Here is a 20,515-nt window from a genome sequence, read left to right on the forward strand (position 1 = left end):
GCGCATTGTGCTCATCGTCATGAGCCCGTGCCAGAAAGTGCTTCGGGACCCCCCTCGGAGACCTTAGAATTAAGTTGTTGTCCAGCGCGGTTGGACTGGGCGCGTTTGCAGTCGTAACCGCGCACGAACACAGGAGCAGCAGGCAGATGGCAATGGATTCCATGTCCCACGATCCGGCGGCCGGCGATATCGGTTCACAGTTGGTCGACATCGGCAGTCAAGGCATCAGTGCCGGCTCGACGGCGGCCGTGTCGGTGTTGAGCGGGCTGGTGCCGGCCGGCGGCGAAGAGGTGTCGATGCAGGCGGTGATGGCGTTCGCCCAAGAGGCGGCCACCATGCTGGCTTCCAACGCCGCAGCTCAAGAAGAACTGATGCGAGCCGGGACGGCGTTGACCGACATCGCCCGCATGTATGGCGAATCGGATGAATCCGCGGCCGGCGCGCTGGCCTTCAGCTCCTCTGCGATGTCCCGGTTCGGTTCGGCGGCCGGGTCAAGCGGCGGTGGCGGTTTGAGTGCTGCGGCATTGCAGAGCGAACTCGGTGCCGCGGCCCGCAGTCCGGTCGTGGCCGGTCTCGCCCAGGCCCCGTCGTCGTCGCTGACCTCGACCGCCGTCAACGCCGGCTCATCAGCGATGAGCGGCGCGGCCCCGCTGGGCAGCGGCATGAGTGGCGCGGGGACGTCTGGTGGCGCCTCGAAAGCCGGTTTGGCGTCGGCTACCTCTCCCGCTGACGACCAGGACGAGCGTAAGCCTGAGAGCCAGGACGACGAACAGGCTGGTGAGCGGCTGCTCTGACTTTCACCATGTCGAGGCATCTACGCTAACGCGTGACACTCGACGTGAAGGAGCGCTGTTGTGACCGACGAGCCCGAGATGGCGACTGTCCTGCGGCAGATGAAGGTCCCCGAGCGGATGAAGGGCAGCCAGGCGCTGCGGGACTTTCTGCTCATCTATGTCGATGATGAGGAGTCGATTGCCGCAAACCCCGAACGCCTCAAGCAGTTGAACGGTCTGATGATCCTGTCGCAGCTGGAGGTCATCAACGCGCTGGGGGCGTTGGAGGAAAGCGCTCAGAAGTATGGCAGGAGTACCCGTAGGCGCCGGTGGTTCTGAAGCGCCGGCGGTGGGTCGTCGACGGGATGAACGTGATAGGCACCCGCCCGGACGGCTGGTGGAAAGACCGTCAGCGTGCCATGGTCGTGCTAGCGGACAAACTTGACGATTGGGCACAGGCTCACCAGGAGATCGTCACGGTGGTGTTCGAACGACCGCCGTCGACGCCAATCCGTTCGTCGGTGATCGAGGTGACGTATGCGCCGAGGGCGGCGGCCAACTCGGCCGACGACGAGATCGTACGGCTGGTGAAAGCAGACCGGCAGCCTGGTGAAATTCAGGTCGTCACATCGGACCGGGCGCTGACCGATCGGGTCCGGAGCCTTGGCGCGTCGGTTATTCGCTCCGAAGGTTTCCGCGACCTGATCGACCCGCGCGACGCCAAACGTCTAGGGCGCCATGCCGATTGATGAGACCAACCGGTTATGTGCGCTGGCGGGCATCGACATACCGATCATTCAGGCGCCGATGACCTACATTGCCGGTGCTCAATTGGCGGCGGCGGTGTCCAATGCCGGGGCGCTCGGCATCATTGAAACCACGTCTGAACAGGGCCGTGCCGATGTGCAGCGGGTACACGAACTCACCGACCGGCCCGTCGGAGCCAACATCGCGCTGCCGTTTAATCGCGACCCCGTCGTCGTAGATCTGTTATATGCCAACGACATTCGTTTCGTGACGACGTCGGCAGGCGACCCGTCGCTGTTCACCGCCCGACTGCACGACGCCGGTATCACCGTATTCCACGTGGTCGGCACGCTGGCGGCGGCGCGCAAAGCCGTCGACGCCGGCGTGGACGGCCTGGTGGTCGAAGGCGTTGAAGGAGGCGGGTTCAAGAATCGCTTCGGCGCCTCGACGATGGTGCTACTGCCTTTGGTGGCAACACATGTCGACGTCCCGATCGTGGCCGCGGGTGGCATCTGCGACGCCCGGTCGATGGCCGCAGCGCTGGTACTGGGCGCCGACGGTGTGCAGATGGGCACCCGACTGCTCGCCTCGGCGGACTCGCCGGTACACGGCAACCTCAAGCAGGCGGTGGTCAGCGCCAACGAGACGTCCACGGTACTACTCCCCCTGGACGGCAGGCGGATGATGCGCGTGATTCGAACGCCAGCCGCTGAAAAACTGGATGCGGCTGCCTCTCTCGAGGCCGGCGGTGCGGCATTGCAGCGGGTGCAGCGGCTCTACTTCGACGGCGACATGGACGCCAGCGTTGCCAATACCGGTCAGGTAGCCGGGCGCATCGACGATCTTCCACCGGCCGCCGACATCATTGCCCGAATGTGGACGGGATGCCGGCAAGTGTTGGCCGACACCGCCGATCGGCTGCCTAGCTCGGCCGGGAGTTGACGTCGAACAACACCTGCTCGCCGTCGACCTTGGTGACTTGCATGCGCGCGGTGTAGGGCTTGCCCTCGGGTCCGGTGAAGTGACAGTCGAATTGCTGGCCCACCTTGGCTTCCACTCCCGACGGGCAGCTGACATCCACAGGGCGGAAACCGGTTTGCTTGGCGACGACGTCGACGACGGACTGCGCGGCCCCCTCGGGCTTGATCGTCGACTTGCTGCTGCAGCCGGACAACGACAATGCCACCAGGCCGGCGATCACGCCAGCGGCAATGCGGCTATCGGTGCTTGTCATGAGCGTAACGGGGCCGCGGTTAACCACGACGCTGTTCGCATGCGCCGATTCCCTGCAGCGGCGGCTAAGCCGAAGGCGCAGAACCACTTCGACTGTGGTCAATCGGGTTCGTCATCATCGGGTGCGAAGAGTTTTTCGGGGTGGTGGAATGTATTTATTCGCGGTTGCCCGTGGTCTTGGTGGGCTGGCGGCAGCCATTCGGTGTCGCCTTTGGCGTTCTTGCGGGTGCTCCAGCCTTTTTCGGCGAGGCGGTTATCGGGGCCGTAGGCCCCCAAAAGCAGATGTGAGGTCGTGGATGTCGGTGACGTGGGTGTTCGTCCAACCGCTGGCATGGTGGACTTCCGAGTGGTAGCCCGGGGTGTCGCAGCCAGGTCGGGTGCAGTCACCTTCTTTGGCCAGCAACATCATTCGCTGAGCCAAGTTGGCGAAGCGCTTGGTGTGGAACAGCGCCAGGGGCTTGGCGTGGTCGTAGACTGCCAGATAATGATGGGAGGTGGCGGCCCAGCGGATCAGTGTCGGCAGCGGTACGCGGGTGCCGCCGCCGGTGCGGGCCCGGCCGGCAGCGCGCTCGAGGTCCTGCAGGGTGGTGATGACGATGATGCTGACGGGTAGGTCGTTGTGGGTGCCCAGTTCGCCGGAGGCGAAGAGTTCGCGAATGCCGGTGACCAGGGCGTCGTGGTTGCGCTGGCATTGGCTGCGGGTATCGCGGCGGGCCGCTTGTTCGTCAGGTGCGCCGTCGACGACCGGCTCCTCGTCCTTAGGGTTGCACGTACCGGGGGCGGCCAGTTTGGCCCAGGCGGCTTCGATCAGGGCGCGGAGTTCGGGGGTGATCAGGCCGCTGATGCGCGACATGCCGTCGTATTGCTGGGGGCCCAGGATCAGGCCGCGTTTGCGGGCGCGTTCCTCGTCGGTGTAGTCGCCGTCGGGGTGCAGTGCGCCATGAGTTCGTGGGCGTACTTGGCGACCTGGTCGGGGCGGAAGTCGCAGGCTTTGCCGGCCAGGTCTTTTTCGGCGGCTTCCCAGGTGCCGACGTCGATGGTGGTAGGTAGGTGGGCGATGAAGTTGCGGATCACCTTGATGTGCGCGTCGCCGATGCGGCCGTTGCGTTGGGCGGCGGCGGTGGCGGTCAACAGCGGGCCCAGGTGTTCCCCGGAGAGGGCGCGGCGCTCGCCCAGAGCCTCGGCTTCGGCGATGCGGCGGTTGGCGTCGGCTTTGGTGATTCGCAACCGGTCAACCAGCGCTGCGGGGAGTTTGCCGCCGAGTTCTTCTTCGGTGGCTTGGGCGGCGAGTTGGTTGATCAAGGCGTGGCGCACCGCCCGCGAGCGACGTTCCCGGCGTTCTTCACGTTCCAGGGCCCGCAGCAGCTCCGGGGTAGTCAGGGCCTCAAAGGTCAACGCGCACAACCGGTCCGTCACAGCATCCAGTGCATCGAAGACCTCCACGATCTCCTCACGCGAACTGACGGCCATACCCGAATTCTACGAAGGACCACCGACATTTAGGTTTGGTGCGTGCCTAAGAACGGCCTAACCACCGACTGGAACACCCTGGTGATTTCTGTGTTCTTGAGTGGTCGTCCGCGGGGCACGGTCTGAGCCGGCAGGCGTCTCTGTTCGGGAACTTGGAGCCGCGTGACAGCGGACTTCTGCTTACGGAATGTCTGGGCTATGCCCGTCGGGACTCGGACTGTCTGACCCCCGACGAAAGGAGGTTTGTGGAACCGACTTTGGGTAACGACCTGGCCTGCCGCGCTGCCCACCAAGACTCGCTGGCCAGCTGCGGCGGGACATTCCTGTGGACCGGACGCAAGTTCTTCACTCGGCCTGCCGAGCTCGAAAACTCTGGAAAGACATCGGACTCGGGTGAGCAGGACACGTTGCGTGTGGTGATGGAGCCGACCCGCAACGAATGGGCCCCGGTCGCGTCCTGGTTTCGCCGGCGCGGCGCCCGATTTCGATGGTGCCCACCACCCAGTCCGCGGACCTGCGCGCCTACTACTCCAAGCACACGGAAACGACCACCCTGGACTCCAAGCTGCTGGCCCGGCTACCGCTGCTGCACGCCAACCGCCTCTTGCACCGCCCGCCGCGGCTACGGTGGCGCGTGACCGTCGATCGGCGCCGACCGCTGCTCCCCGCGAGCCGCTAACCGCCCAATGCGGCGATCGCCGCGTCGTAGTCGGGCTCCTGCGCGATCTCCGGCACCAGCTCGGTGTGTGCGACCTTGCCGTCGGCCCCGATCACGACGACCGCCCGGGCCAGCAGGCCGGCCATCGGGCCGTCGGCCATGGTGACGCCATAGTCCTGGCCGAAGCTGTCCCGGAACGCCGACGCCACGCTGACGTTCTCGATGCCTTCCGCACCGCAGAAGCGCTGCTGGGCGAATGGCAGATCGTTGGACACACACACCACCGACGCACCGCTGCCGGCGACGCGCTCGTTGAAGGTCCGCACGCTGGTTGCGCACACCGGGGTGTCAATCGACGGAAAAATGTTCAGCAGCACGGCTTTTCCGTTGAATTGATCACTGCTGAAGGGGCCCAGATCGCCACCGGTCATCGTGAAGGCTGGTGCTAGAGATCCAACGGCGGGGAGCTCGCCGACGGTGTTGATCGCATTTCCGCGCAAGGTTATCTGTGCCATCCGCTCAGTCTGCCAAAGCCCTGCGACAGCGGTGCGCCGAGGTCCGATGTCTTGATTTGTGGGCTACGTGGCGTAGACGACACGGTCGGTTGTGCCCAACACTGTTGTCATGGTTCGCAAGGTGGTCATCGCCGGCTTTCCCGGCGTTCAGGCCCTCGATCTGGTGGGACCCTACGAGGTCTTCACCGGCGCGTCGCTGCTGACCAAGGGCGGCTATGAGGTGACCGTCGCCTCCCGTGACGGACAACCGATCAACACCGGCACCGGTCTGGGTTTTGTGGCCGCACCGCTGCCCTCTCCGGCTGAACCGGTCGACACTGTCGTCCTGCCAGGAGGATCCGGTGTCGATGCCGCTCGCACCGATGCCGAGTTTCTGGGATGGATCAAGGCGATCGCCGGTACGGCTCGCCGCATCGTCACCGTCTGTACCGGGGCGTTTCTGGCGGCACAAGCTGGATTGCTGGACGGGCATCGTGCCACCACCCACTGGGCTTTCGCCGACCGGCTTGCCGAAGAATTCCCGGAGGTCGAGGTCGATCCGGATCCAATCTTCATCCGCAGCTCCTACCAGATCTGGACAGCCGCCGGTGTCGCCTCCGGAATCGACCTCGCGCTTGCGCTCGTCGAGGACGACCACGGCACCGAGGTAGCCCAAACGGTCGCCCGGTGGCTGGTGCTGTATCTGCGCCGGCCGGGCGGCCAGACACAGTTCGCCGCCCCGGTGTGGATGCCTCGCGCGAAACGACCGTCTATCCGCGACGTGCAAGAAGCCATCGACGCCGAACCCGGCGGCGCGCACAGCATCGAGGAGCTCGCCCGGCGGGCCGCGATGAGTCCGCGACATTTCACCCGGATCTTCACCGAGGAGGTCGGTGAGGCGCCCGGGCACTACGTCGAGCGCGTGCGCACCGAAGCGGCCCGCCGGCAGCTGGAGGAGACCGACGACACCGTCGTGGCGATCGCCTCCCGCTGCGGCTTCGGCACCGCGGAAACCATGCGGCGCAACTTCATCCGCCGCATCGGCATCCCGCCCGACCAGTACCGAAAAGCTTTCGCCTAGAAAGGAAAACCGCAATGACTCAGATCGCTTTCGTGGCCTACCCGGGGTTCACCGCGTTGGACATGATCGGCCCCTACGAGGTGTTACGTCAACTGCCGGACGCCGACGTACGGTTCGTCTGGCATGAGGCCGGACCGATCACCGCCGACTCCGGGGTACTAGTCCTGGGAGCCACCCACTCCCTGACCGAAACGCCCTCCCCCGACGTCATTCTCGTGCCTGGCGGCCCGGCGACTCCGGTGCATGCGCGCGACGAGAAGCTCCTCGCCTGGCTACGGCAGGCCCACCGAACCGCGACCTGGACCGCTTCGGTGTGCTCCGGATCGGTCATATTGGCGGCCGCCGGCCTGCTGCGGGATAAACGCGCCACCTCGCACTGGATTGCGCTTCCGGCGCTGAGAGCTTTCGGCGTCACTCCGGTCGGCGATCAGCGTATCGTTCACGAAGACGACATCATCACCAGTGCAGGCGTTTCCGCGGGAATCGACCTTGCGTTGTGGTTGGCCGGGCAGCTGGCCGGAGACAGCCGCGCCAGAGCGATCCAGTTGGCGATCGAGTACGACCCGCAGCCCCCGTTCGACTCCGGCCACATCTCGAAGGCCTCGTCAACTACCAAGGCGGCCGCGACCGCCCTGTTGTCCAAGGACAGCGTTCAGCCGGCCAATATGAAGGCCACCATGCTGCTGGCCTGGGAGCAGGCGCTGTCGGCGGCGCGCTCCCGGCGGCGCAGGCGCCAAACGGTCAGCGTTTAGGCGCGGGGATCGCGTCGGTGGCGAGTTTCCCGCCGGCCCGTATCCACGCTCCGACCACGCCCGGCACGTCGCGGTTGGGGTTGTAGATGTCCTCCTCGCTGGAGAACAGGCCGTCACCGGCGTAGACCAGGCGAGTCCAGTTGGGGAACCAGAACGGCTCACCGGCCGGGTCGGTCGGATGGTCGAGCAGGTTCTTGATCATGATGACAACGGCGTCGTTGTCCTCGTCGTATGCCGTCCAGCCCGACGGAAATCGCATGTGCGGGAAAGGCGCCATGACATCGACGATCCACTGCCGCACCTCCTCGCGGCCGTGGAAGACTCCGTAGTGGTGTTCGGTGTAAACGACGTCTTGGGTGAACAGGTCGGCGAACGGGCGCCAGTCGCCTGAAGCGCTACACCCTTCGACGACGGTGGTGTAGTGCCGGACGGCATCTTCGATCTCTGCTTTGGCGAACTTGCCCATACCGGACACACTAGGGGTATGAGCGTCTTGGATCTGTTCGACTTGCGCGGCAAGAAGGCCCTGGTGACCGGGGCGTCCAGCGGCATCGGCAAGCAAGTTGCCCTGGCCTATGCGGAAGCCGGTGCCGAGATAGCACTCGTGGCAAGGCATTTGGATGCGCTGGAGACGCTCGCCGAACAGATTGCGAGGTCCGGCGGCAAGGCGTTGCCGATATCGTGCGACGTGACTCAGCCGGACCAGGTGACGGCGATGGTGGACCGGATGACCGCAGAATTGGGTGGCATCGATATCGCGGTGTGCAACGCGGGCATCGTCTCGGTGACCCCGATGCTCGACATGTCCCTCGAAGAGTTCCGACGCATCCAGAACACCAACGTGACCGGCGTCTTTCTCACCGCGCAAGCGGCGGCCAGAGCAATGGTCGCGCAGGGCCGGGACGGCTCCATCATCACCACCGCGTCGATGTCGGGCCACATCATCAACATCCCGCAGCAGGTGGGCCACTATTGCACGTCCAAGGCGGCGGTGATTCACCTGACGAAGGCGATGGCGGTGGAGTTTGCACCGCACAACATCCGGGTCAACAGCATCAGCCCCGGCTACATCATGACCGAACTGGTCGAACCTCTCGCTGAGTATCACCGGTTGTGGGAGCCGAAGATTCCCATGGGTCGCATCGGCCGGCCCGAGGAACTCAACGGCTTATACCTGTACCTGGCCAGCGCGGCGTCGAGCTACATGACCGGTTCGGACCTGGTGATCGACGGTGGCTACTGCCTTCCCTGACATCAGCTGCGCGATCTGTGGCGCGCCGGCGGGCCGCGTGCACTTCGTCACCCCTGGCGACGCCGTCGACGGCGCCGCCAGCCGGGCTGTGCAGGCAGTAGCCGAGTTGGATGTCTTGCAGCGGCCCAACGAACAGGCGGCGGTGCTGGTTGAGACTTTCTTCGGCGTGATCAGCTTGCCGGTGTCAGCAGAGCGCGTCGAATTGGTGGGCCAGGCGATCGCCGACGGCGACGCGTCTGCGTTGTATTCCGTCGGGTACAGCTACGCACCGTTCCACTGCCCGGAATGTGCGGCGTCTTATTGCGGCGCGCACTGGAGTTGGCGAGAGTTCGATGACGACCCGTACAGCGGCATCGAAGGTGAGTGTCCACGGGGGCATTTCCATTTGCTCGCTTATTGACCTCCGGCGTATGTCGCGACGCGGACCCGTCGTCGATTGCGCACTCGCGCAAAGGCTTACCGAACCACGCAGGGTCGGCCGAAATTCGTCTGCACGCCCGGGGAATACACGGCGCGCAGCCGATGGCCGGTCGGTTTGATGCCGGCGGCGTTCACCAGTTCATCGTGCAGCTCCGCGACCTCGGCGGCGTGCAAGGGCCACTGGATGTGTTCGTTGGGCACCCACCAGGTGCGTCCAGCCTTGCGGGTGTGTGCTCCCCAGCGCGCGGTGAGCCACACCTCGAGTGGCGTCGGCTCGATCAGGTCACCGACGGTGACGGTCATCAGGCTGCGCAGTCCGCGGTGGGGCCAGCGCCGCACACTGTCATACGTGATCTGGCGTCCGGACCGGGTCATCCGCATCTTCGCCCAGGTGTAGGGGATGCCGAGCCCGACCCGAGTGACGGGCACCACGGCCAGACGGGCCGTCTCCAGGGACCGGAACAGCACGCCATGACGTCCGCTGTCGTCGACCGAGTAAAGCCGGACATTCGTCTCCAGGAAACGGCCGAAGTATGGAAGAGGCACCGCCCCAACAAGTTTGGTATAGGACATATTGAACGGAACGAGCCCCACATAGGTCGCTCCATCGACGAACACGTCCGGACGGGTGCCCGGTGGGTACAGATGCGCAACGGCGTCGGGCGCCACCGGCCAGTGCACGAAAGTCAAGTCACTCCAGCGCTGGTCGAAGGTGACCGGACGTGGCAAACGCGGCGGTGTGACCAAATAGCCGGCCGGGAGGGCATCTCTCTCGTTCCCGGTGCCGGGCCGCTCAGGGCTGGCGGTCATCGCACCATCGTGACACGCCGACCGCCCGCTGCGGTGGACCATGTTGCGACGCACGACATCACGCGTTGCCAAGAATCCATTGCCGGGCTTGGTCTTCCTGTCCGCCGGGAAAGTGCCGGATGTCCGCGGCAACAAAGTGCGTTGAAAGATGCTCGGCGATATCCCCGAGGTGCGAGTCGGTCACTAGGGCGACCTTCTTGACGTGCTTGTGGTGGTCTCTGACGAAGCGCAAGTGGGTGACCAGCGCCCCGAATCCGTCCCATCCGGGAAATGACGGAGCGCTGACGATGATGCCTGCAAGGTCACCCGTCGCCTCGATCTGAGGATCGACGACCTTGGCGAGTTCGACAAAATCGCCCTTCTCGAGCGCGGACTCCGGTCGCACCATCAGCACGGAGCGCGCAGTGTCGAGTTCGAATTGGATCACGGTGTGCTCCTAGATCGCGGGACATCGCCATGGTCCCTCCCTTGACAATGCCGGATAAGAGGCCAAAGTCATCGGTATGCCGGTGCAGATTCGTTGGTTACGGCATCGACGATGGCAGCTTGCGGCGCTGGTGCTCGCATTCGGAGTCGCACCGGGCGGTCAGGCTGCGGCCGAACCGGCGTGTGCCAACGGGCAGCCCGACGCCCGGGCGGCGGGAAAGGGCCAGCAGGTGCTGTTCGACTACTTCGCCGCGGTCAATCGCAGGGATTACCTCACGGCGTGGGGGTATCTGGGTCGGCAGGTACGTGGCGTGTACGGTGCGACGACGGCGGAGTTAGACGCGGACGGCCTCGCGAGCTTCTCGTCGATCATGCGAAAGCACGTGAAGTGTGTGCGCGTCACCGCGATCGCCACCGCTCCGACGACCGACCCGGATGTTTCTGCCTCGCTTGGCATTCAGTGGTATCAGGTGACATTCGACGCCGAATATCTCGCCCGGTTCGACGCCGGCGCAGGCACCTTGCCGCCGTTCTACAAGACGCAAGCTGATCCTCACGAAGGTGCCGGGCCACCGCCACTCATCATCAACCAGGCGACCAGTCCCTGACTGTTGTCCCTTCGTCACAGGGCCGTTAGCCCCTATCTCGCACGCCGTACTTGGTTGTGCAATGGGTGCCAGACACAGTGAAGGGATCGCCCAGTGACCACTACCGAAAACACCACCTCGCTCGGCGGTATGCCCCGGATCGGGGACCCCGCGCCGGAATTCACCGCCGTAACCACCCAGGGACCGATCAACTTCCCCGCCGATCACGCCGGCAAATGGGTCATCTTCTTCTCTCATCCGGCTGACTTCACTCCGGTGTGTACCAGCGAGTTCATGACCTTTGCCTCGATGCACGAGCAATTCGCGGCCTACAACACCAAATTGGTGGGCTTATCGGTGGACGGTTTGTACAGCCACATCGCCTGGCTGCGCACGATCAAGGAGAAGATCACCTTCCGCGGTATGCATGACGTGGACGTGACGTTCCCGCTCGTCGAGGACGTCTCGATGGAGGTGGCCAAGAAGTACGGAATGATCATGCCGGGCGAGGACGCCACCAAGGCGGTGCGCGCGGTCTTCATCATCGACCCCAAGGGCACGATCCGGGCTGTGATCTATTACCCGCTGAGCCTGGGTCGCAACTTCGACGAGCTGTTACGGGTTATCCAGGCGCTGCAGACCGCCGATCACTTCCAAGTCGCAACGCCGGCCGACTGGCGTCCGGGAGACCGGGTGATCGTGCCGCCCGCAGGTTCGTGCGGGACTGCCAAGGAGCGCATGGACGGCCGGGCGGAGGGCATCACATGTGAAGACTGGTTCTTCTGCACCAAGGAGATCAGTGCAGACCACATCGAATCCGCGATCCGAGTCGGCGGTGGCACGAAAACGGGGTGATCTGTCCGGCCTGGCCGTGGCAGGCTGTCCGTCGTGACTTTGGCAGAAGCGGCGAAAATTGCATTCCAGATCAGTTTGTTCGCGGTGATCCTCGGCTACGGGTTGACGGCGCAGTTCGCCGACGTGCGGTATGTGCTGCAGCGCCGTGGATTGCTGTGCCGCGCAATGGTGGCCGTGATGTTGATCGCGCCCGCGATCGCCGTTCTGATCGTCAACGTGGTGGATGTGCAGCCCCAGGTAGCCATTGCGCTTGTCACACTTGCTATCTCGCCGCTGCCGCCGCTGCTGCCGCGGCGCGGCGAGAAGGCCGGTGGGCAGGCGCAATTCGGATTGGGGCTGGTGATCGTCCTGGCTGCGCTCGCGGTGCCGGCGCTGTCCGTGACCGCCAGATTGCTGGGCGACGTGTTCGGGCATCAGTACGTCTCCAGTCCGTGGGCGGTAGGCAAACTGATGCTGGTGTCGGTGTTGGCGCCTCTCATCACCGGGATGGCTATCGGCAGGTTCTGGCCCGCACTGGCCGATCGAATCGGTGGCCCCATCGAACAAGCCCAGCGGTGGGCGTTGCCTGTGGCGATGATCGTGCTGCTGGTCGCCGCTGCCCCACAGATGTGGAAGTTGCTGGGTGGTGTTACCGTGGTCGCGATGGTTGTCTTCGTCGTCGGTGCCTTCGCCGTCGGGCATCTGCTGGGCGGGCCCGATCGACAGTTCTCGGCGGTGGTGGCTTTCGCCGCCGCGTGCCGTCACCCGGCGACGGCGCTGACCATTGCGTCGGCGAATTTTCCGAACGCCGACGAACGCGGCGCTGTTGCGCTCTACGGCGTCATCACGGCGCTGGTCGGCGTCGTCTACGCGCGATGGATCCGCCGCAGCGATGCCAGGTCCGCCGGCTGACCGCTATAGAATCCCGAAGCCGCGCAGCGCCTTGAACCCGAACCAGATTCCGAAGACCAGCCCGATGATGATCACGATGGTGCGGTCCTTACTCTGCAGCCACTGCAGCAGTCGCTCCTGCACCGAACGTGACCGGTCGCCCAGTAGTGCGGCGGCTCCGATAATCAGCAGATTCACACTGGTGGCAAGCAAGACGAACATGACGTAGGTAGTCACATTGGCGGCGCGCCCGAGCCCGGCACCGCCGATGGCGCCGATCGCCGCCAACGTCAACACCCATGCCTTCACCGACACCGTGACTACACCGGCACCTATGAAGAAGGCCTTGAGGGGCGTGGCCGACATCAGCATTGCCATCCATTTCGGCGGCGGCGCATCCGGATTGTCACCGGTCACCAACTCCCGGACGACGGTGACGAGAAAGAGCAGCGCAACGACCAGAAGTATGGTCGAGACGATCCAGTGGTAGGAGTGGTGCGAGTCTCGGCGGGCTCCCCAGTGCAAGATGGTGCCGAACACGAGACCCTGCAGCAGCCGGGTGCCGACATGCCCGGAAATCCAGGCGCCTGCCGCCCCCAGGCGCGACGGCGTGCCCAGCAACATGATCGTGATCATGATGTCAATCGGTTCCAGGGCTCCGCCAAGAATAAGCGGGATGAGGCTGCTCCACACGGTTACTGCGAACCCATCGCCGCGCGCATCTCCACCTCGGCTACCGCAGCTGCCAGGTCGGCGGGTCGTGGGTCGACGGAGGCCTCGATCCGGTCGATACGACCGGTGAACCGGAAATTGTGGCCATACCGCGCGACCGGTGACCCCGTGTCAACGCCGACGTCCAGCGTTTCACCGCTCATCGAGAAGCGGAACGGGACGGTGCGCTCGACGCGGCCGTGAGCGACGGCGCGGTCGTTGACCAGCAGTGAAGCCGTTGCGCCCCGGCCCAGTCCCCCGCCGTCGTAATCAAACGAAAGGCCCAGGCTGACAGCCCCTTCCGGCAAGGGATCGGTAGCGGTTACGGTGCTGATTTCGTGCCCGAGATAGTTGTAGGTGAACATCGGAACGCCGTACTGGAAATAGAGACTCCACCCTGCCATCGCCCCGCCGATGCAGATGACCACTCCCTGTGCCCCGCCCGCCGGGATCACCAGCTGTGCCCGCAGTCGAAACGACGTGCTGGCGTAGGTCAGCGTCGCAGTCTCCGGGATACGCACATGGCTGGGGTAGTAGGTGGCAGACATGCGGTCGCCCAGCAGATTCGGCCGGTTGACCGGCAGCGCCCGGCCCAGCGTCGTATCGCTGAGCGGGTATACGTCGTACCGACGGGCTTCAGCGTCAAAAATCTGTTGCAATTCAGCCAGTTTCGCCGGGTACTGGTCGGCGAGATCGGCTCCCTGGCTGAAATCACCGCCGAGGTTATACAGCTCCCAACGTTCGGCGTCACCGAACGGGTGACGGCCGGTGCGTATCCAGGGCAGCCGACCATGAAAACATGATGCGATCCAACCCCGATGGTAGATGGCGCGATTACCGAAGATCTCGAAATACTGTGTGGTTCGCTGACTTTCAGCGTCGGGCTGGTCGAAGGTGTAGTGCATGCTGACCCCTTCGACCGGCTTCTGCTCGACACCGTTGACCCGCGTGGGCATCTCGATGCCGGCCGCCTCCAGAATCGTCGGCATGACATCGATGACATGGTGGAACTGAGTGCGCTGTTCACCGGCCGCGGCGATCCGCCGGGGCCAGGAGATGGCCAATCCGTTGCGGGTGCCGCCGAAGTGGGAGGCCACCTGCTTCATCCACTGGAACGGGGCGTCGAGCGCCCAGGCCCAGCCGACGTTGTAATGGTTGTCGCAGCGAGCCGTCCCGAAGTCCTCCAGATGGGCAAGCAGCCATTCGGGGTCTTCGGGTAGACCATTCTGAAACGACGGCGAACTCCAGGCGCCGTGCACCGTGCCTTCCGCCGACGCGCCGTTGTCGCCGCAGATGTAGATGAATAGGGTGTTGTCCCACTGACCCAGTTCGTTGATGGCATCGATGACCCGTTCGATCTGCGCGTCCGTGTGGGCGAGAAATCCGGCATAGACTTCCATCAGCCGTCTGGCCACCGGCTTGTAACGATCGTCATAATCCGCCCACGCCGGTATTTGTTCCGGCCTCGGCGTCAGTTGCGTGCCGGACGGAATGATGCCCAGCTCGAGTTGCCGGGTGTAGATGCTCTCGCGCAGTGCATCCCAGCCGTCGTCGAATTGGCCGGCGAACCTGTCCGACCACTCCGGCCACACGTGATGGGGACTGTGCGTGGCGCCCGGGGCGAGGTAGAGGAAAAACGGCTTGTCCGGAGCGGAGGTTTGCTGCCGCTGGATCCACTCGATGGCCCGGTCGGCGAGATCTTCCGTGAGGTGATAGTCGTCACGGCCGAGGTAGGGCTCGATCGGTGTGGTCTGGTCGAACAGGGCCGGTTCATACTGCGACGTATCGCCGCCCAGGAACCCGTAGAAGCGTTCGAAACCCAACCCGGTAGGCCAGCGGTCGAAGGGACCGGCAGGTCCGAGTTCCCAGGTGGGGGTGAAGTGCGCCTTGCCGAACAGCGCGGTGTTGTAGCCGTTCATGCGCAGGATCTCTGCGACGGTGGCGGTGCTCGGCGGGAGAATGCTGTCGTAACCCGGGAAGCCATAGGCGATTTCGCATATGGTGCCCATGTGCACGCTGTGATGATTGCGTCCGGTCAGCAATGCGGCGCGAGTCGGCGAGCACAATGCCGTGGTATGAAACTGGTTGTAGCGCAATCCATTCTGTGCTACCCGGTCGAGCGCAGGGGTGGGCACCGGCCCGCCGAAGGTGGCCGCCGCGCCGAATCCGACATCGTCGAGCAGCACGACGACGACATTGGGAGCGTCGGCCGGCGGGTAGGTGATGGTCGGCTTCACCGGGGTCGAATCAGCTATCGACGGGTTGATCACCCCGGTGAACGGTTCGGCTGTCCGCGGTAGGTCGACCATTTTGCCTCCTTGTTTTCCCCGCTTCGCGGGGCGTGCAGCGATCTTCCTACGTAACTCTGAGCGGTAGGGGCTTTTTCAGCTGCACAGCTGCAGCGCGGTTCAGCGCACGCCCAAGGTGCCGTCCAGGTACTGGGCTCGGCACGCTACCCGCGCCAGTTTGCCGCTCGTCGTGCGCGGGATCGCCCCGGCCGGCAGGAATCGAACATCGGCTACCGACACGCCGTGCCGGGCCAGCACCGCCGCGCGGATTGCGTCGACCGCGGGTCGTGGGTCGGCACGGCTGGTGCCGGTGGCACGCTCGGTGATGACGACCAGAGCCTCGCCGTCATCCTCGGGTACCGCGAAGGCCGTTACATAACCCCGGCGGACCAGCGGTGACGCCTCCGCGACCGTGGCCTCGATGTCCTGGGGATAGTGGTTTCTACCACCAATGGTCACCAGATCGGCGATCCTGCCGGTCACGTACAGCTCGCCGTTGAGATAGACGGCCAGGTCGCCGGTCCGCAGCCAGTCGCCGTCGATTTTGGAGCCGGTGGCATGGCTACCCTCGCGGAGGATTTCTCCCAACTTGGCGCCGAACGTCCGTTGTGTCTCGTCGGGCCTTTCCCAGTAGCCGCGACCCACGTTGTCGCCCTGCAGCCACGGTTCGCCGACGTGACCGTCGGGTAGTTCGTCGCCGGTGTCCGGGTCCACGATCACCGCCCATAGGCTGCGGGCCACCTGGCCGCACGACACTTGCCCGACAGCGTTCGGCGCATCTGCCGCGACCTGGACCGCCCGGCCGGCGCCGAGTTGCTCGCGGTCGAGGTAGATGACCGACGTTTCGGCAGCGTGGTCGATGGTGGCGATCATCAGCGTCGCCTCGGCGATACCGTATGACGGCTTGAATGCCGTACGCGGGAGTGCGTAGGGCGCGAACGCCTTATTGAAGTGCGTCACCGCCTCAATGCTGACCGGCTCAGAACCGATGATCAGAACCACGTTCGAGAGGTCGATGTCCTCGCCCGCCGCGGGTAGTCCGCGCTGAGCGGCCCACTCATAGGCAAAGTTTGGGGCCGCGGTGACCACCTGGCCGATTCGCGAGCTGTCCGACAAAGCTTGAATCCAGCGCTGCGGGCGACGCACGAACGCCGTCGGCGACATCAGCGTGGTGTGGCCGCCGTACACCGTCGGAAAGCCGATCATCGACAGACCCATGTCGTGGTAAAGCGGTAGCCAGCTGACCCCATGGGTGTTCCGGTTGAGCAGGTCGATCGACAGGATCATCTGCGTCAAATTGGTGGCCACGGCCCGGTGCGTGATCTCTACGCCGGCCGGCGGCCGGGTCGCCCCTGACGTGTATTGCAGGTACGAGACGGCGTCCATGTCCAAATGCACGGGTAGGAACTGGCGCTCCGCCGCATCGGGGATCTGGTCGATCACGACCACCTGCGGTGAGCTGAAATTCCGCAGGCCGCCCAGGAACTGCTCGATGGCAACCTTGGCAGCCGTTGTGGTCAGGATGACCGTCGGTTGCGAATCGCGCAACGCGGTTTCGAGCCGTTCGGCGTGGCCGGGCAGTTCGGGTGCGAACAACGGGACCGCAATGGTGCCGGCTTTGATCGCCGCGTAATGGCCGATAACCCAATCGATGCTCTGGGGGGCCAGGACGGCGACCCGGTCGCCTGCCCCCGCCAATTGCTGTACGCGAGCGGCCACGGCGCGCAAGCGCACGCCGAATTCAGCCCAGGTGACCTCGTCAGCATGTCCAGCCCCTGCGCCGCTGTAGTCCAGGAACCGGTACGCGACGGTGTCACCGACGTAGGAGATGTTGCGGTCGATCAGCGAGATCAGGGTGGTGTCCGGCGGCAGCACGATGTTGCCCTCGGCGTCCAGGCAATCCTCGATCTGCAGCAGCCCGTCACCCACCGCAGGACTCGACCCGGCACCGCCATCCATGCGCGCATTCTATAAATTGCCGACCGACTAAACGGACGAGCCGTCGTGTGGTCCTGGCCACCGTTGCAGGTGAGTGATCGTTAGTGATCACGCGACTTGCACCCCGTCTCGGGGTTGTTCGGCAGCCCGGCGGCTGCGTCCCTTCCGCGCTTCACAGCCACCGGCCCGGCTTGGCCGGGTCTTACGGTCGGCTCCACGCTTGACGGCGGCCCCAACTGGGCCGACGACGCTATCGGGTTCCTCGTAGCGTGCGAGGTTGATGGCAGCGCAGTTGTCACGCTGATGACGTGCTGCGCAGTGGTCGCAGTGCCAGGTTTCGTCCCAGCCGATGTCTTGCACATGCCCGCAGCCGTGACTGGTTTCGACGATGGGAACCAGCGGTCGGCGACCACCAGTTGCGACCCGTACCAGCTCGTAGTGCCGGCGCGGGGTGCCGAGGGCAGCATCCGACAGTCCGCGCCGTCTGGCGCGGGCGCCGGGAAGCCCCTTTTGCCGCAGCATCGCTGCCGCGTCCAGTCCTTCGGCAACGATCCGGCCGTGAGTTTGAGCCAATCGTGTGGTCAGGACGTGCAGATGATGGGTGCGGACATCGTTGACCCGGCGATGCAACCGGGACATCTCGGTGGTGCGCTCACGGTATCGGCGTGAGCCTTTTGCGCAACGCGACCGCGCCCGGGACACGTGTCGCAGCTCGCGCAGCGCGGCGTCGAGTGGCCGTGGATTGGGCACCTGTTCGAGCACTGTGCCGTCGGCGTTGGCGACCGTGGCCAAGCGCCGCACGCCGACGTCAACGCCGACCCGTGAATCGGGCAGCGTCACACGGGGTCGCTGCGGACGCTGGAGCAGCACCCGCACACTCGCATCCAGCCGGGTGCCGGTGCGGCGCACCGAAATCGCCAGAATCCGCGCCCGGCCCTGGGCAATGAGTCGTTCAATTCGGCGGGTGTTCTCGTGCGTCCGCACGCAGCCAACGACAGGAAGTGTGAGGTGTCGCCGGTCGGGTTCCACGCGCATCGCCCCGGTGGTAAACGTCAGACGGTCCTGGTCGCGGCCCTTTTTCTTGAACCTCGGAAAACCCACTCGCTTGCCGGCACGCGTGCCGGCTCGGCTCTGCTGCCAGTTCCAGTACGCCTCGACCGCACCATCGATACCGTCGGCGTAGGCCTCTTTCGAGCATTCTGGCCACCGCACCGCGCCGGTGTCGGCGTTGACACACACCTCGTTCTTGACGGTGTTCCACCGTTTCCGTAATACCCGCAGCGACGTTTGCTGCGTCTGCACGCCGGTGGCGTGGCAGACTTCGATATCGGCTTTGAGGGTGCCCACGGTCCAGTTGTAAGCCTTACGGCGTGCGCCGAAATGCCTTGCCAGCGACTTGGCCTGGTCCACGGTGGGATCCAGCGTGAACCGGAACGCTTGGACCGCCCACCCATCAGGATTCTCGAACTTGGGCATCAGGATGCCTCCGACTCTTCGGCGGCGGCCGCCAATGCGCGCTTGGCCCAGTGTTGCCCAGCGCGCTTGCCGTACAGACGGGCGCACATCGAAGTCAGGATCTCGGTCATATCCCGTACCAGGTCGTCATCGACCTCGGCCGAATCGACCACCACCAGCTCACGACCTTGGGCGGCCAGCGCGGCTTCTACGTACTCAGAGCCGAACCGGCAGAACCGGTCTCGGTGTTCCACCACGATCCGGCGCACCGATGGATCACGCAGCAGCGCACGAAATTTCCGGCAATGCCCATTCAAGGCGGAACCAACCTCGGTGACCACTTTGTCGACCGGTATCTGCTCGGCGCCAGCCCACGCGGTCACCCGCGCCCCCAGCCGATCCAAGTCGGATTTCAGCTCCGCTGAGGACACCCGCGCACAGACAGCGGTCCGCCCACACGCAGCACTCTCACCAGATGCAACGTCGACGAGAATCAACCGGCCACCTCGTCGCGCCGATACCGCCAATAGCCCGGCGCGAAACCAGCAATACGCCGTCACCCGCGCAACACCGGCGCGCTCAGCCCACGCCGCCAGATTCATACGCCCGTTCCTACAGCACGCCACCGACAACTACCGACCACTCAACCCACACCAGCTGGCAGCCCCCACGTGAACGCCAGCGGTCGGGCCGAGAGCCACTAGATTTCGGCACGGTGCTGGTCGGTCCGGCTCGACGAAATCGCTTGGATAGCCGGGCCTTCTGCGCTAACCGATTCGTCTCGAAAGTGGTAACTTTGGCCGTCCAGCCATGTGGACCTTTCCATGCGGAAGGAAGGCTCCGATTGAGTACAGCGGCACAGCGCGCCGAACAGCTGGCGCTGGTTTCCCGGCTCAAAACCATCTATCCCGAGGTTTCGGAATGGCCGGCCCCGGACGAGATCACCCACGACCACTGGCTGGCATACATGAAGACCAGCCACGACGTGGGCGGGGAGCTCGACTATCCGCACGTGTACGAGGAAAAAGAAGAAGAGCAGTGGGAGTTGATGACCTATGTGCTCTGCGAAGTTCTCGGCTGGCGCGGCATCTGGGTTTCTGAGGAGCGGCGGCGGCTGGGCAACGTCGATGTGGGGCGCGCCATCTACCTCGGCCTGCCGTACTACAGCCGCTGGCTGTGGTCGGTGGGACGGCTGCTGATCGAGAAGAAGCACATCAGCTGGGGCGAGCTGACCGCTCGGCTGGCTGAGGTGCAGGAGCGGTATGCCGACGGGCTACAGGGTCGTCGCCCAGATGCGCAGCCGAAGTTCGAGGGGGACGGCTCGAACGTCGAACGCAATAAACACCACATCGAGGCCGTCGGCATCGGTGATCCACAGCGCTTCGCCGGCCAGGCCGGCGAGGCGAAATTCGCCGTCGGGGACCGGGTCAGGGTGCGGGAGTTGCCGGCGATGTTCTACACCCGCACGCCGGAGTACGCGCGTGGCGCGGACGGGATCATCGCGGAGGTCACCTACGAGAGCCCGGCTCCCGAAGATGAGGCCTGGAACCGCGAAGATGCCAAGCCCGAGTGGTTCTACATCGTGCGGTTCAACCAGTCACAGCTCTGGGACAACTACACCGGACCGAAGAACGACACCCTGCAGACAGAGATCCCCGAGCGCTGGTTGGAGGCCGTGGGTTGAGAGGAACACGA

General features: G+C 64.7%; 23 protein-coding genes and 1 pseudogene. 13 read left to right on the top strand and 11 right to left on the bottom strand.

Annotation, left to right across the window (positions count from 1 at the left end):
- The first annotated feature begins 152 nt into the window (after window positions 1-152).
- From ACX9NE_RS23925 to ACX9NE_RS23940, 4 genes are read left to right on the top strand one after another with little or no spacing between them, the layout of a single operon-like run.
- Window positions 153-794 (top strand): PE family protein, encoded by a 642-nt coding sequence (locus ACX9NE_RS23925; RefSeq protein WP_459364008.1) that lies wholly within the window; start codon window positions 153-155, stop codon window positions 792-794.
- 60 nt (window positions 795-854) lie between these two features.
- Window positions 855-1,112, top strand: a complete 258-nt coding sequence (locus tag ACX9NE_RS23930) for a hypothetical protein (protein WP_459364007.1) — start codon at window positions 855-857, stop codon at window positions 1,110-1,112.
- Window positions 1,113-1,138: 26 nt separating this feature from the next.
- A complete protein-coding gene (locus tag ACX9NE_RS23935; RefSeq protein ID WP_459364049.1) occupies window positions 1,139-1,522 on the top strand; it encodes an NYN domain-containing protein in 384 nt (127 codons plus the stop codon).
- Window positions 1,512-2,462, top strand: a complete 951-nt coding sequence (locus ACX9NE_RS23940) for an NAD(P)H-dependent flavin oxidoreductase (protein ID WP_459364006.1) — start codon at window positions 1,512-1,514, stop codon at window positions 2,460-2,462. The genes ACX9NE_RS23935 and ACX9NE_RS23940 overlap by 11 nt, the downstream gene beginning before the upstream one ends.
- On the opposite strand, the gene ACX9NE_RS23945 is transcribed toward ACX9NE_RS23940, so the two are convergent.
- Both ACX9NE_RS23945 and ACX9NE_RS23950 read right to left on the bottom strand, forming a co-directional pair.
- The gene (locus tag ACX9NE_RS23945; RefSeq protein ID WP_459364005.1) at window positions 2,443-2,754 is read right to left on the bottom strand and encodes a DUF4333 domain-containing protein; all 312 of its coding nucleotides are present in this window, start codon (window positions 2,752-2,754) and stop codon (window positions 2,443-2,445) included. The genes ACX9NE_RS23940 and ACX9NE_RS23945 overlap by 20 nt on opposite strands.
- A gap of 252 nt (window positions 2,755-3,006) precedes the next feature.
- Window positions 3,007-4,223 (bottom strand): annotated as a pseudogene (locus tag ACX9NE_RS23950) (13E12 repeat family protein).
- Window positions 4,224-4,662: 439 nt separating this feature from the next.
- Here ACX9NE_RS23950 and ACX9NE_RS23955 point away from each other — a divergent pair.
- Entirely contained in the window at window positions 4,663-4,902 is a 240-nt protein-coding gene (locus ACX9NE_RS23955) for a hypothetical protein (protein ID WP_459364004.1), read from the top strand.
- On the opposite strand, the gene tpx is transcribed toward ACX9NE_RS23955, so the two are convergent.
- Window positions 4,899-5,396 carry a thiol peroxidase gene (gene tpx / locus ACX9NE_RS23960; RefSeq protein WP_459364003.1) on the bottom strand — a complete coding sequence of 166 codons (498 nt, stop codon included), beginning with the start codon at window positions 5,394-5,396 and terminating at the stop codon, window positions 4,899-4,901. The genes ACX9NE_RS23955 and tpx overlap by 4 nt on opposite strands.
- 109 nt (window positions 5,397-5,505) lie before the next feature.
- Between tpx and ACX9NE_RS23965 the strand changes: the two genes are divergently transcribed.
- Both ACX9NE_RS23965 and ACX9NE_RS23970 read left to right on the top strand, forming a co-directional pair.
- The gene (locus tag ACX9NE_RS23965; RefSeq protein ID WP_459364002.1) at window positions 5,506-6,456 is read left to right on the top strand and encodes a GlxA family transcriptional regulator; all 951 of its coding nucleotides are present in this window, start codon (window positions 5,506-5,508) and stop codon (window positions 6,454-6,456) included.
- Between the two features lie 14 nt (window positions 6,457-6,470).
- The gene (locus ACX9NE_RS23970) at window positions 6,471-7,208 is read left to right on the top strand and encodes a DJ-1/PfpI family protein (protein WP_459364001.1); all 738 of its coding nucleotides are present in this window, start codon (window positions 6,471-6,473) and stop codon (window positions 7,206-7,208) included.
- Here ACX9NE_RS23970 and ACX9NE_RS23975 read toward each other — a convergent pair.
- The gene (locus tag ACX9NE_RS23975; protein WP_459364000.1) at window positions 7,198-7,674 is read right to left on the bottom strand and encodes a nuclear transport factor 2 family protein; all 477 of its coding nucleotides are present in this window, start codon (window positions 7,672-7,674) and stop codon (window positions 7,198-7,200) included. The genes ACX9NE_RS23970 and ACX9NE_RS23975 overlap by 11 nt on opposite strands.
- An 18-nt stretch (window positions 7,675-7,692) precedes the next feature.
- Between ACX9NE_RS23975 and ACX9NE_RS23980 the strand changes: the two genes are divergently transcribed.
- Together ACX9NE_RS23980 and ACX9NE_RS23985 are read left to right on the top strand one after the other, a co-directional pair.
- On the top strand, window positions 7,693-8,460 hold the full coding sequence (locus tag ACX9NE_RS23980; RefSeq protein ID WP_459363999.1) for an SDR family oxidoreductase: 768 nt from the start codon (window positions 7,693-7,695) through the stop codon (window positions 8,458-8,460).
- Window positions 8,441-8,860 carry a hypothetical protein gene (locus tag ACX9NE_RS23985; protein WP_459363998.1) on the top strand — a complete coding sequence of 140 codons (420 nt, stop codon included), beginning with the start codon at window positions 8,441-8,443 and terminating at the stop codon, window positions 8,858-8,860. Before ACX9NE_RS23980 ends, ACX9NE_RS23985 begins: the two co-directional genes overlap by 20 nt.
- A gap of 56 nt (window positions 8,861-8,916) precedes the next feature.
- On the opposite strand, the gene ACX9NE_RS23990 is transcribed toward ACX9NE_RS23985, so the two are convergent.
- Together ACX9NE_RS23990 and ACX9NE_RS23995 are read right to left on the bottom strand one after the other, a co-directional pair.
- A complete protein-coding gene (locus tag ACX9NE_RS23990) occupies window positions 8,917-9,690 on the bottom strand; it encodes a YqjF family protein (protein WP_459363997.1) in 774 nt (257 codons plus the stop codon).
- Window positions 9,691-9,748: 58 nt separating this feature from the next.
- Window positions 9,749-10,117: a SpoIIAA family protein gene (locus ACX9NE_RS23995; protein ID WP_459363996.1), complete on the bottom strand. Its 369-nt coding sequence runs from the start codon at window positions 10,115-10,117 to the stop codon at window positions 9,749-9,751.
- A 76-nt stretch (window positions 10,118-10,193) separates the two neighbouring features.
- Between ACX9NE_RS23995 and ACX9NE_RS24000 the strand changes: the two genes are divergently transcribed.
- The 3 genes from ACX9NE_RS24000 to ACX9NE_RS24010 all read left to right on the top strand — a co-directional run bounded on the left by ACX9NE_RS24000 (window position 10,194) and on the right by ACX9NE_RS24010 (window position 12,449).
- Window positions 10,194-10,724, top strand: a complete 531-nt coding sequence (locus ACX9NE_RS24000) for a hypothetical protein (RefSeq protein ID WP_459363995.1) — start codon at window positions 10,194-10,196, stop codon at window positions 10,722-10,724.
- 129 nt (window positions 10,725-10,853) lie between these two features.
- Window positions 10,854-11,558, top strand: coding sequence for a peroxiredoxin (locus tag ACX9NE_RS24005; RefSeq protein WP_459364048.1), 705 nt, complete (start codon window positions 10,854-10,856; stop codon window positions 11,556-11,558).
- Window positions 11,559-11,591: 33 nt separating this feature from the next.
- The gene (locus ACX9NE_RS24010; protein ID WP_459363994.1) at window positions 11,592-12,449 is read left to right on the top strand and encodes a bile acid:sodium symporter family protein; all 858 of its coding nucleotides are present in this window, start codon (window positions 11,592-11,594) and stop codon (window positions 12,447-12,449) included.
- A 3-nt stretch (window positions 12,450-12,452) separates the two neighbouring features.
- Here ACX9NE_RS24010 and ACX9NE_RS24015 read toward each other — a convergent pair whose 3' ends face one another.
- The 5 genes from ACX9NE_RS24015 to ACX9NE_RS24035 all read right to left on the bottom strand — a co-directional run bounded on the left by ACX9NE_RS24015 (window position 12,453) and on the right by ACX9NE_RS24035 (window position 19,422).
- The gene (locus tag ACX9NE_RS24015) at window positions 12,453-13,121 is read right to left on the bottom strand and encodes a GAP family protein (protein WP_459363993.1); all 669 of its coding nucleotides are present in this window, start codon (window positions 13,119-13,121) and stop codon (window positions 12,453-12,455) included.
- Window positions 13,122-13,123: 2 nt separating this feature from the next.
- Window positions 13,124-15,448, bottom strand: a complete 2,325-nt coding sequence (locus tag ACX9NE_RS24020; RefSeq protein ID WP_459363992.1) for an arylsulfatase — start codon at window positions 15,446-15,448, stop codon at window positions 13,124-13,126.
- A gap of 99 nt (window positions 15,449-15,547) precedes the next feature.
- The gene (locus ACX9NE_RS24025; protein ID WP_459363991.1) at window positions 15,548-17,386 is read right to left on the bottom strand and encodes a fatty acyl-AMP ligase; all 1,839 of its coding nucleotides are present in this window, start codon (window positions 17,384-17,386) and stop codon (window positions 15,548-15,550) included.
- A gap of 87 nt (window positions 17,387-17,473) precedes the next feature.
- Complete coding sequence (gene tnpB / locus ACX9NE_RS24030) at window positions 17,474-18,841, bottom strand: IS607 family element RNA-guided endonuclease TnpB (RefSeq protein ID WP_459363990.1); 1,368 nt, start codon at window positions 18,839-18,841, stop codon at window positions 17,474-17,476.
- The gene (locus tag ACX9NE_RS24035; protein WP_459363989.1) at window positions 18,841-19,422 is read right to left on the bottom strand and encodes an IS607 family transposase; all 582 of its coding nucleotides are present in this window, start codon (window positions 19,420-19,422) and stop codon (window positions 18,841-18,843) included. Before ACX9NE_RS24035 ends, tnpB begins: the two co-directional genes overlap by 1 nt.
- Before the next feature lie 242 nt (window positions 19,423-19,664).
- On the opposite strand from ACX9NE_RS24035, the gene ACX9NE_RS24040 reads away from it, so the two are divergent.
- Window positions 19,665-20,504 carry an SH3-like domain-containing protein gene (locus ACX9NE_RS24040; RefSeq protein WP_459363988.1) on the top strand — a complete coding sequence of 280 codons (840 nt, stop codon included), beginning with the start codon at window positions 19,665-19,667 and terminating at the stop codon, window positions 20,502-20,504.
- Window positions 20,505-20,515: the final 11 nt, after the last annotated feature.

The organism is Mycobacterium sp. ML4 (assembly GCF_054515735.1).

Excerpts from the sequence above, each read along its gene's own strand:
- ACX9NE_RS23925 (WP_459364008.1), top strand. The coding sequence starts at position 153 with ATGGATTCCATGTCCCACGATCCGGCGGCCGGCGATATCGGTTCACAG.
- ACX9NE_RS23935 (WP_459364049.1), top strand. The coding sequence starts at position 1,139 with ATGAACGTGATAGGCACCCGCCCGGACGGCTGGTGGAAAGACCGTCAG.
- ACX9NE_RS23940 (WP_459364006.1), top strand. The coding sequence starts at position 1,512 with ATGCCGATTGATGAGACCAACCGGTTATGTGCGCTGGCGGGCATCGAC.
- ACX9NE_RS23945 (WP_459364005.1), bottom strand. The coding sequence starts at position 2,754 with ATGACAAGCACCGATAGCCGCATTGCCGCTGGCGTGATCGCCGGCCTG.
- ACX9NE_RS23955 (WP_459364004.1), top strand. The coding sequence starts at position 4,663 with ATGGGCCCCGGTCGCGTCCTGGTTTCGCCGGCGCGGCGCCCGATTTCG.
- tpx (WP_459364003.1), bottom strand. The coding sequence starts at position 5,396 with ATGGCACAGATAACCTTGCGCGGAAATGCGATCAACACCGTCGGCGAG.
- ACX9NE_RS23965 (WP_459364002.1), top strand. The coding sequence starts at position 5,506 with ATGGTTCGCAAGGTGGTCATCGCCGGCTTTCCCGGCGTTCAGGCCCTC.
- ACX9NE_RS23970 (WP_459364001.1), top strand. The coding sequence starts at position 6,471 with ATGACTCAGATCGCTTTCGTGGCCTACCCGGGGTTCACCGCGTTGGAC.
- ACX9NE_RS23975 (WP_459364000.1), bottom strand. The coding sequence starts at position 7,674 with ATGGGCAAGTTCGCCAAAGCAGAGATCGAAGATGCCGTCCGGCACTAC.
- ACX9NE_RS23980 (WP_459363999.1), top strand. The coding sequence starts at position 7,693 with ATGAGCGTCTTGGATCTGTTCGACTTGCGCGGCAAGAAGGCCCTGGTG.
- ACX9NE_RS23990 (WP_459363997.1), bottom strand. The coding sequence starts at position 9,690 with ATGACCGCCAGCCCTGAGCGGCCCGGCACCGGGAACGAGAGAGATGCC.
- ACX9NE_RS24000 (WP_459363995.1), top strand. The coding sequence starts at position 10,194 with ATGCCGGTGCAGATTCGTTGGTTACGGCATCGACGATGGCAGCTTGCG.
- ACX9NE_RS24005 (WP_459364048.1), top strand. The coding sequence starts at position 10,854 with ATGCCCCGGATCGGGGACCCCGCGCCGGAATTCACCGCCGTAACCACC.
- ACX9NE_RS24020 (WP_459363992.1), bottom strand. The coding sequence starts at position 15,448 with ATGGTCGACCTACCGCGGACAGCCGAACCGTTCACCGGGGTGATCAAC.
- ACX9NE_RS24025 (WP_459363991.1), bottom strand. The coding sequence starts at position 17,386 with ATGGATGGCGGTGCCGGGTCGAGTCCTGCGGTGGGTGACGGGCTGCTG.
- tnpB (WP_459363990.1), bottom strand. The coding sequence starts at position 18,841 with ATGCCCAAGTTCGAGAATCCTGATGGGTGGGCGGTCCAAGCGTTCCGG.
- ACX9NE_RS24035 (WP_459363989.1), bottom strand. The coding sequence starts at position 19,422 with ATGAATCTGGCGGCGTGGGCTGAGCGCGCCGGTGTTGCGCGGGTGACG.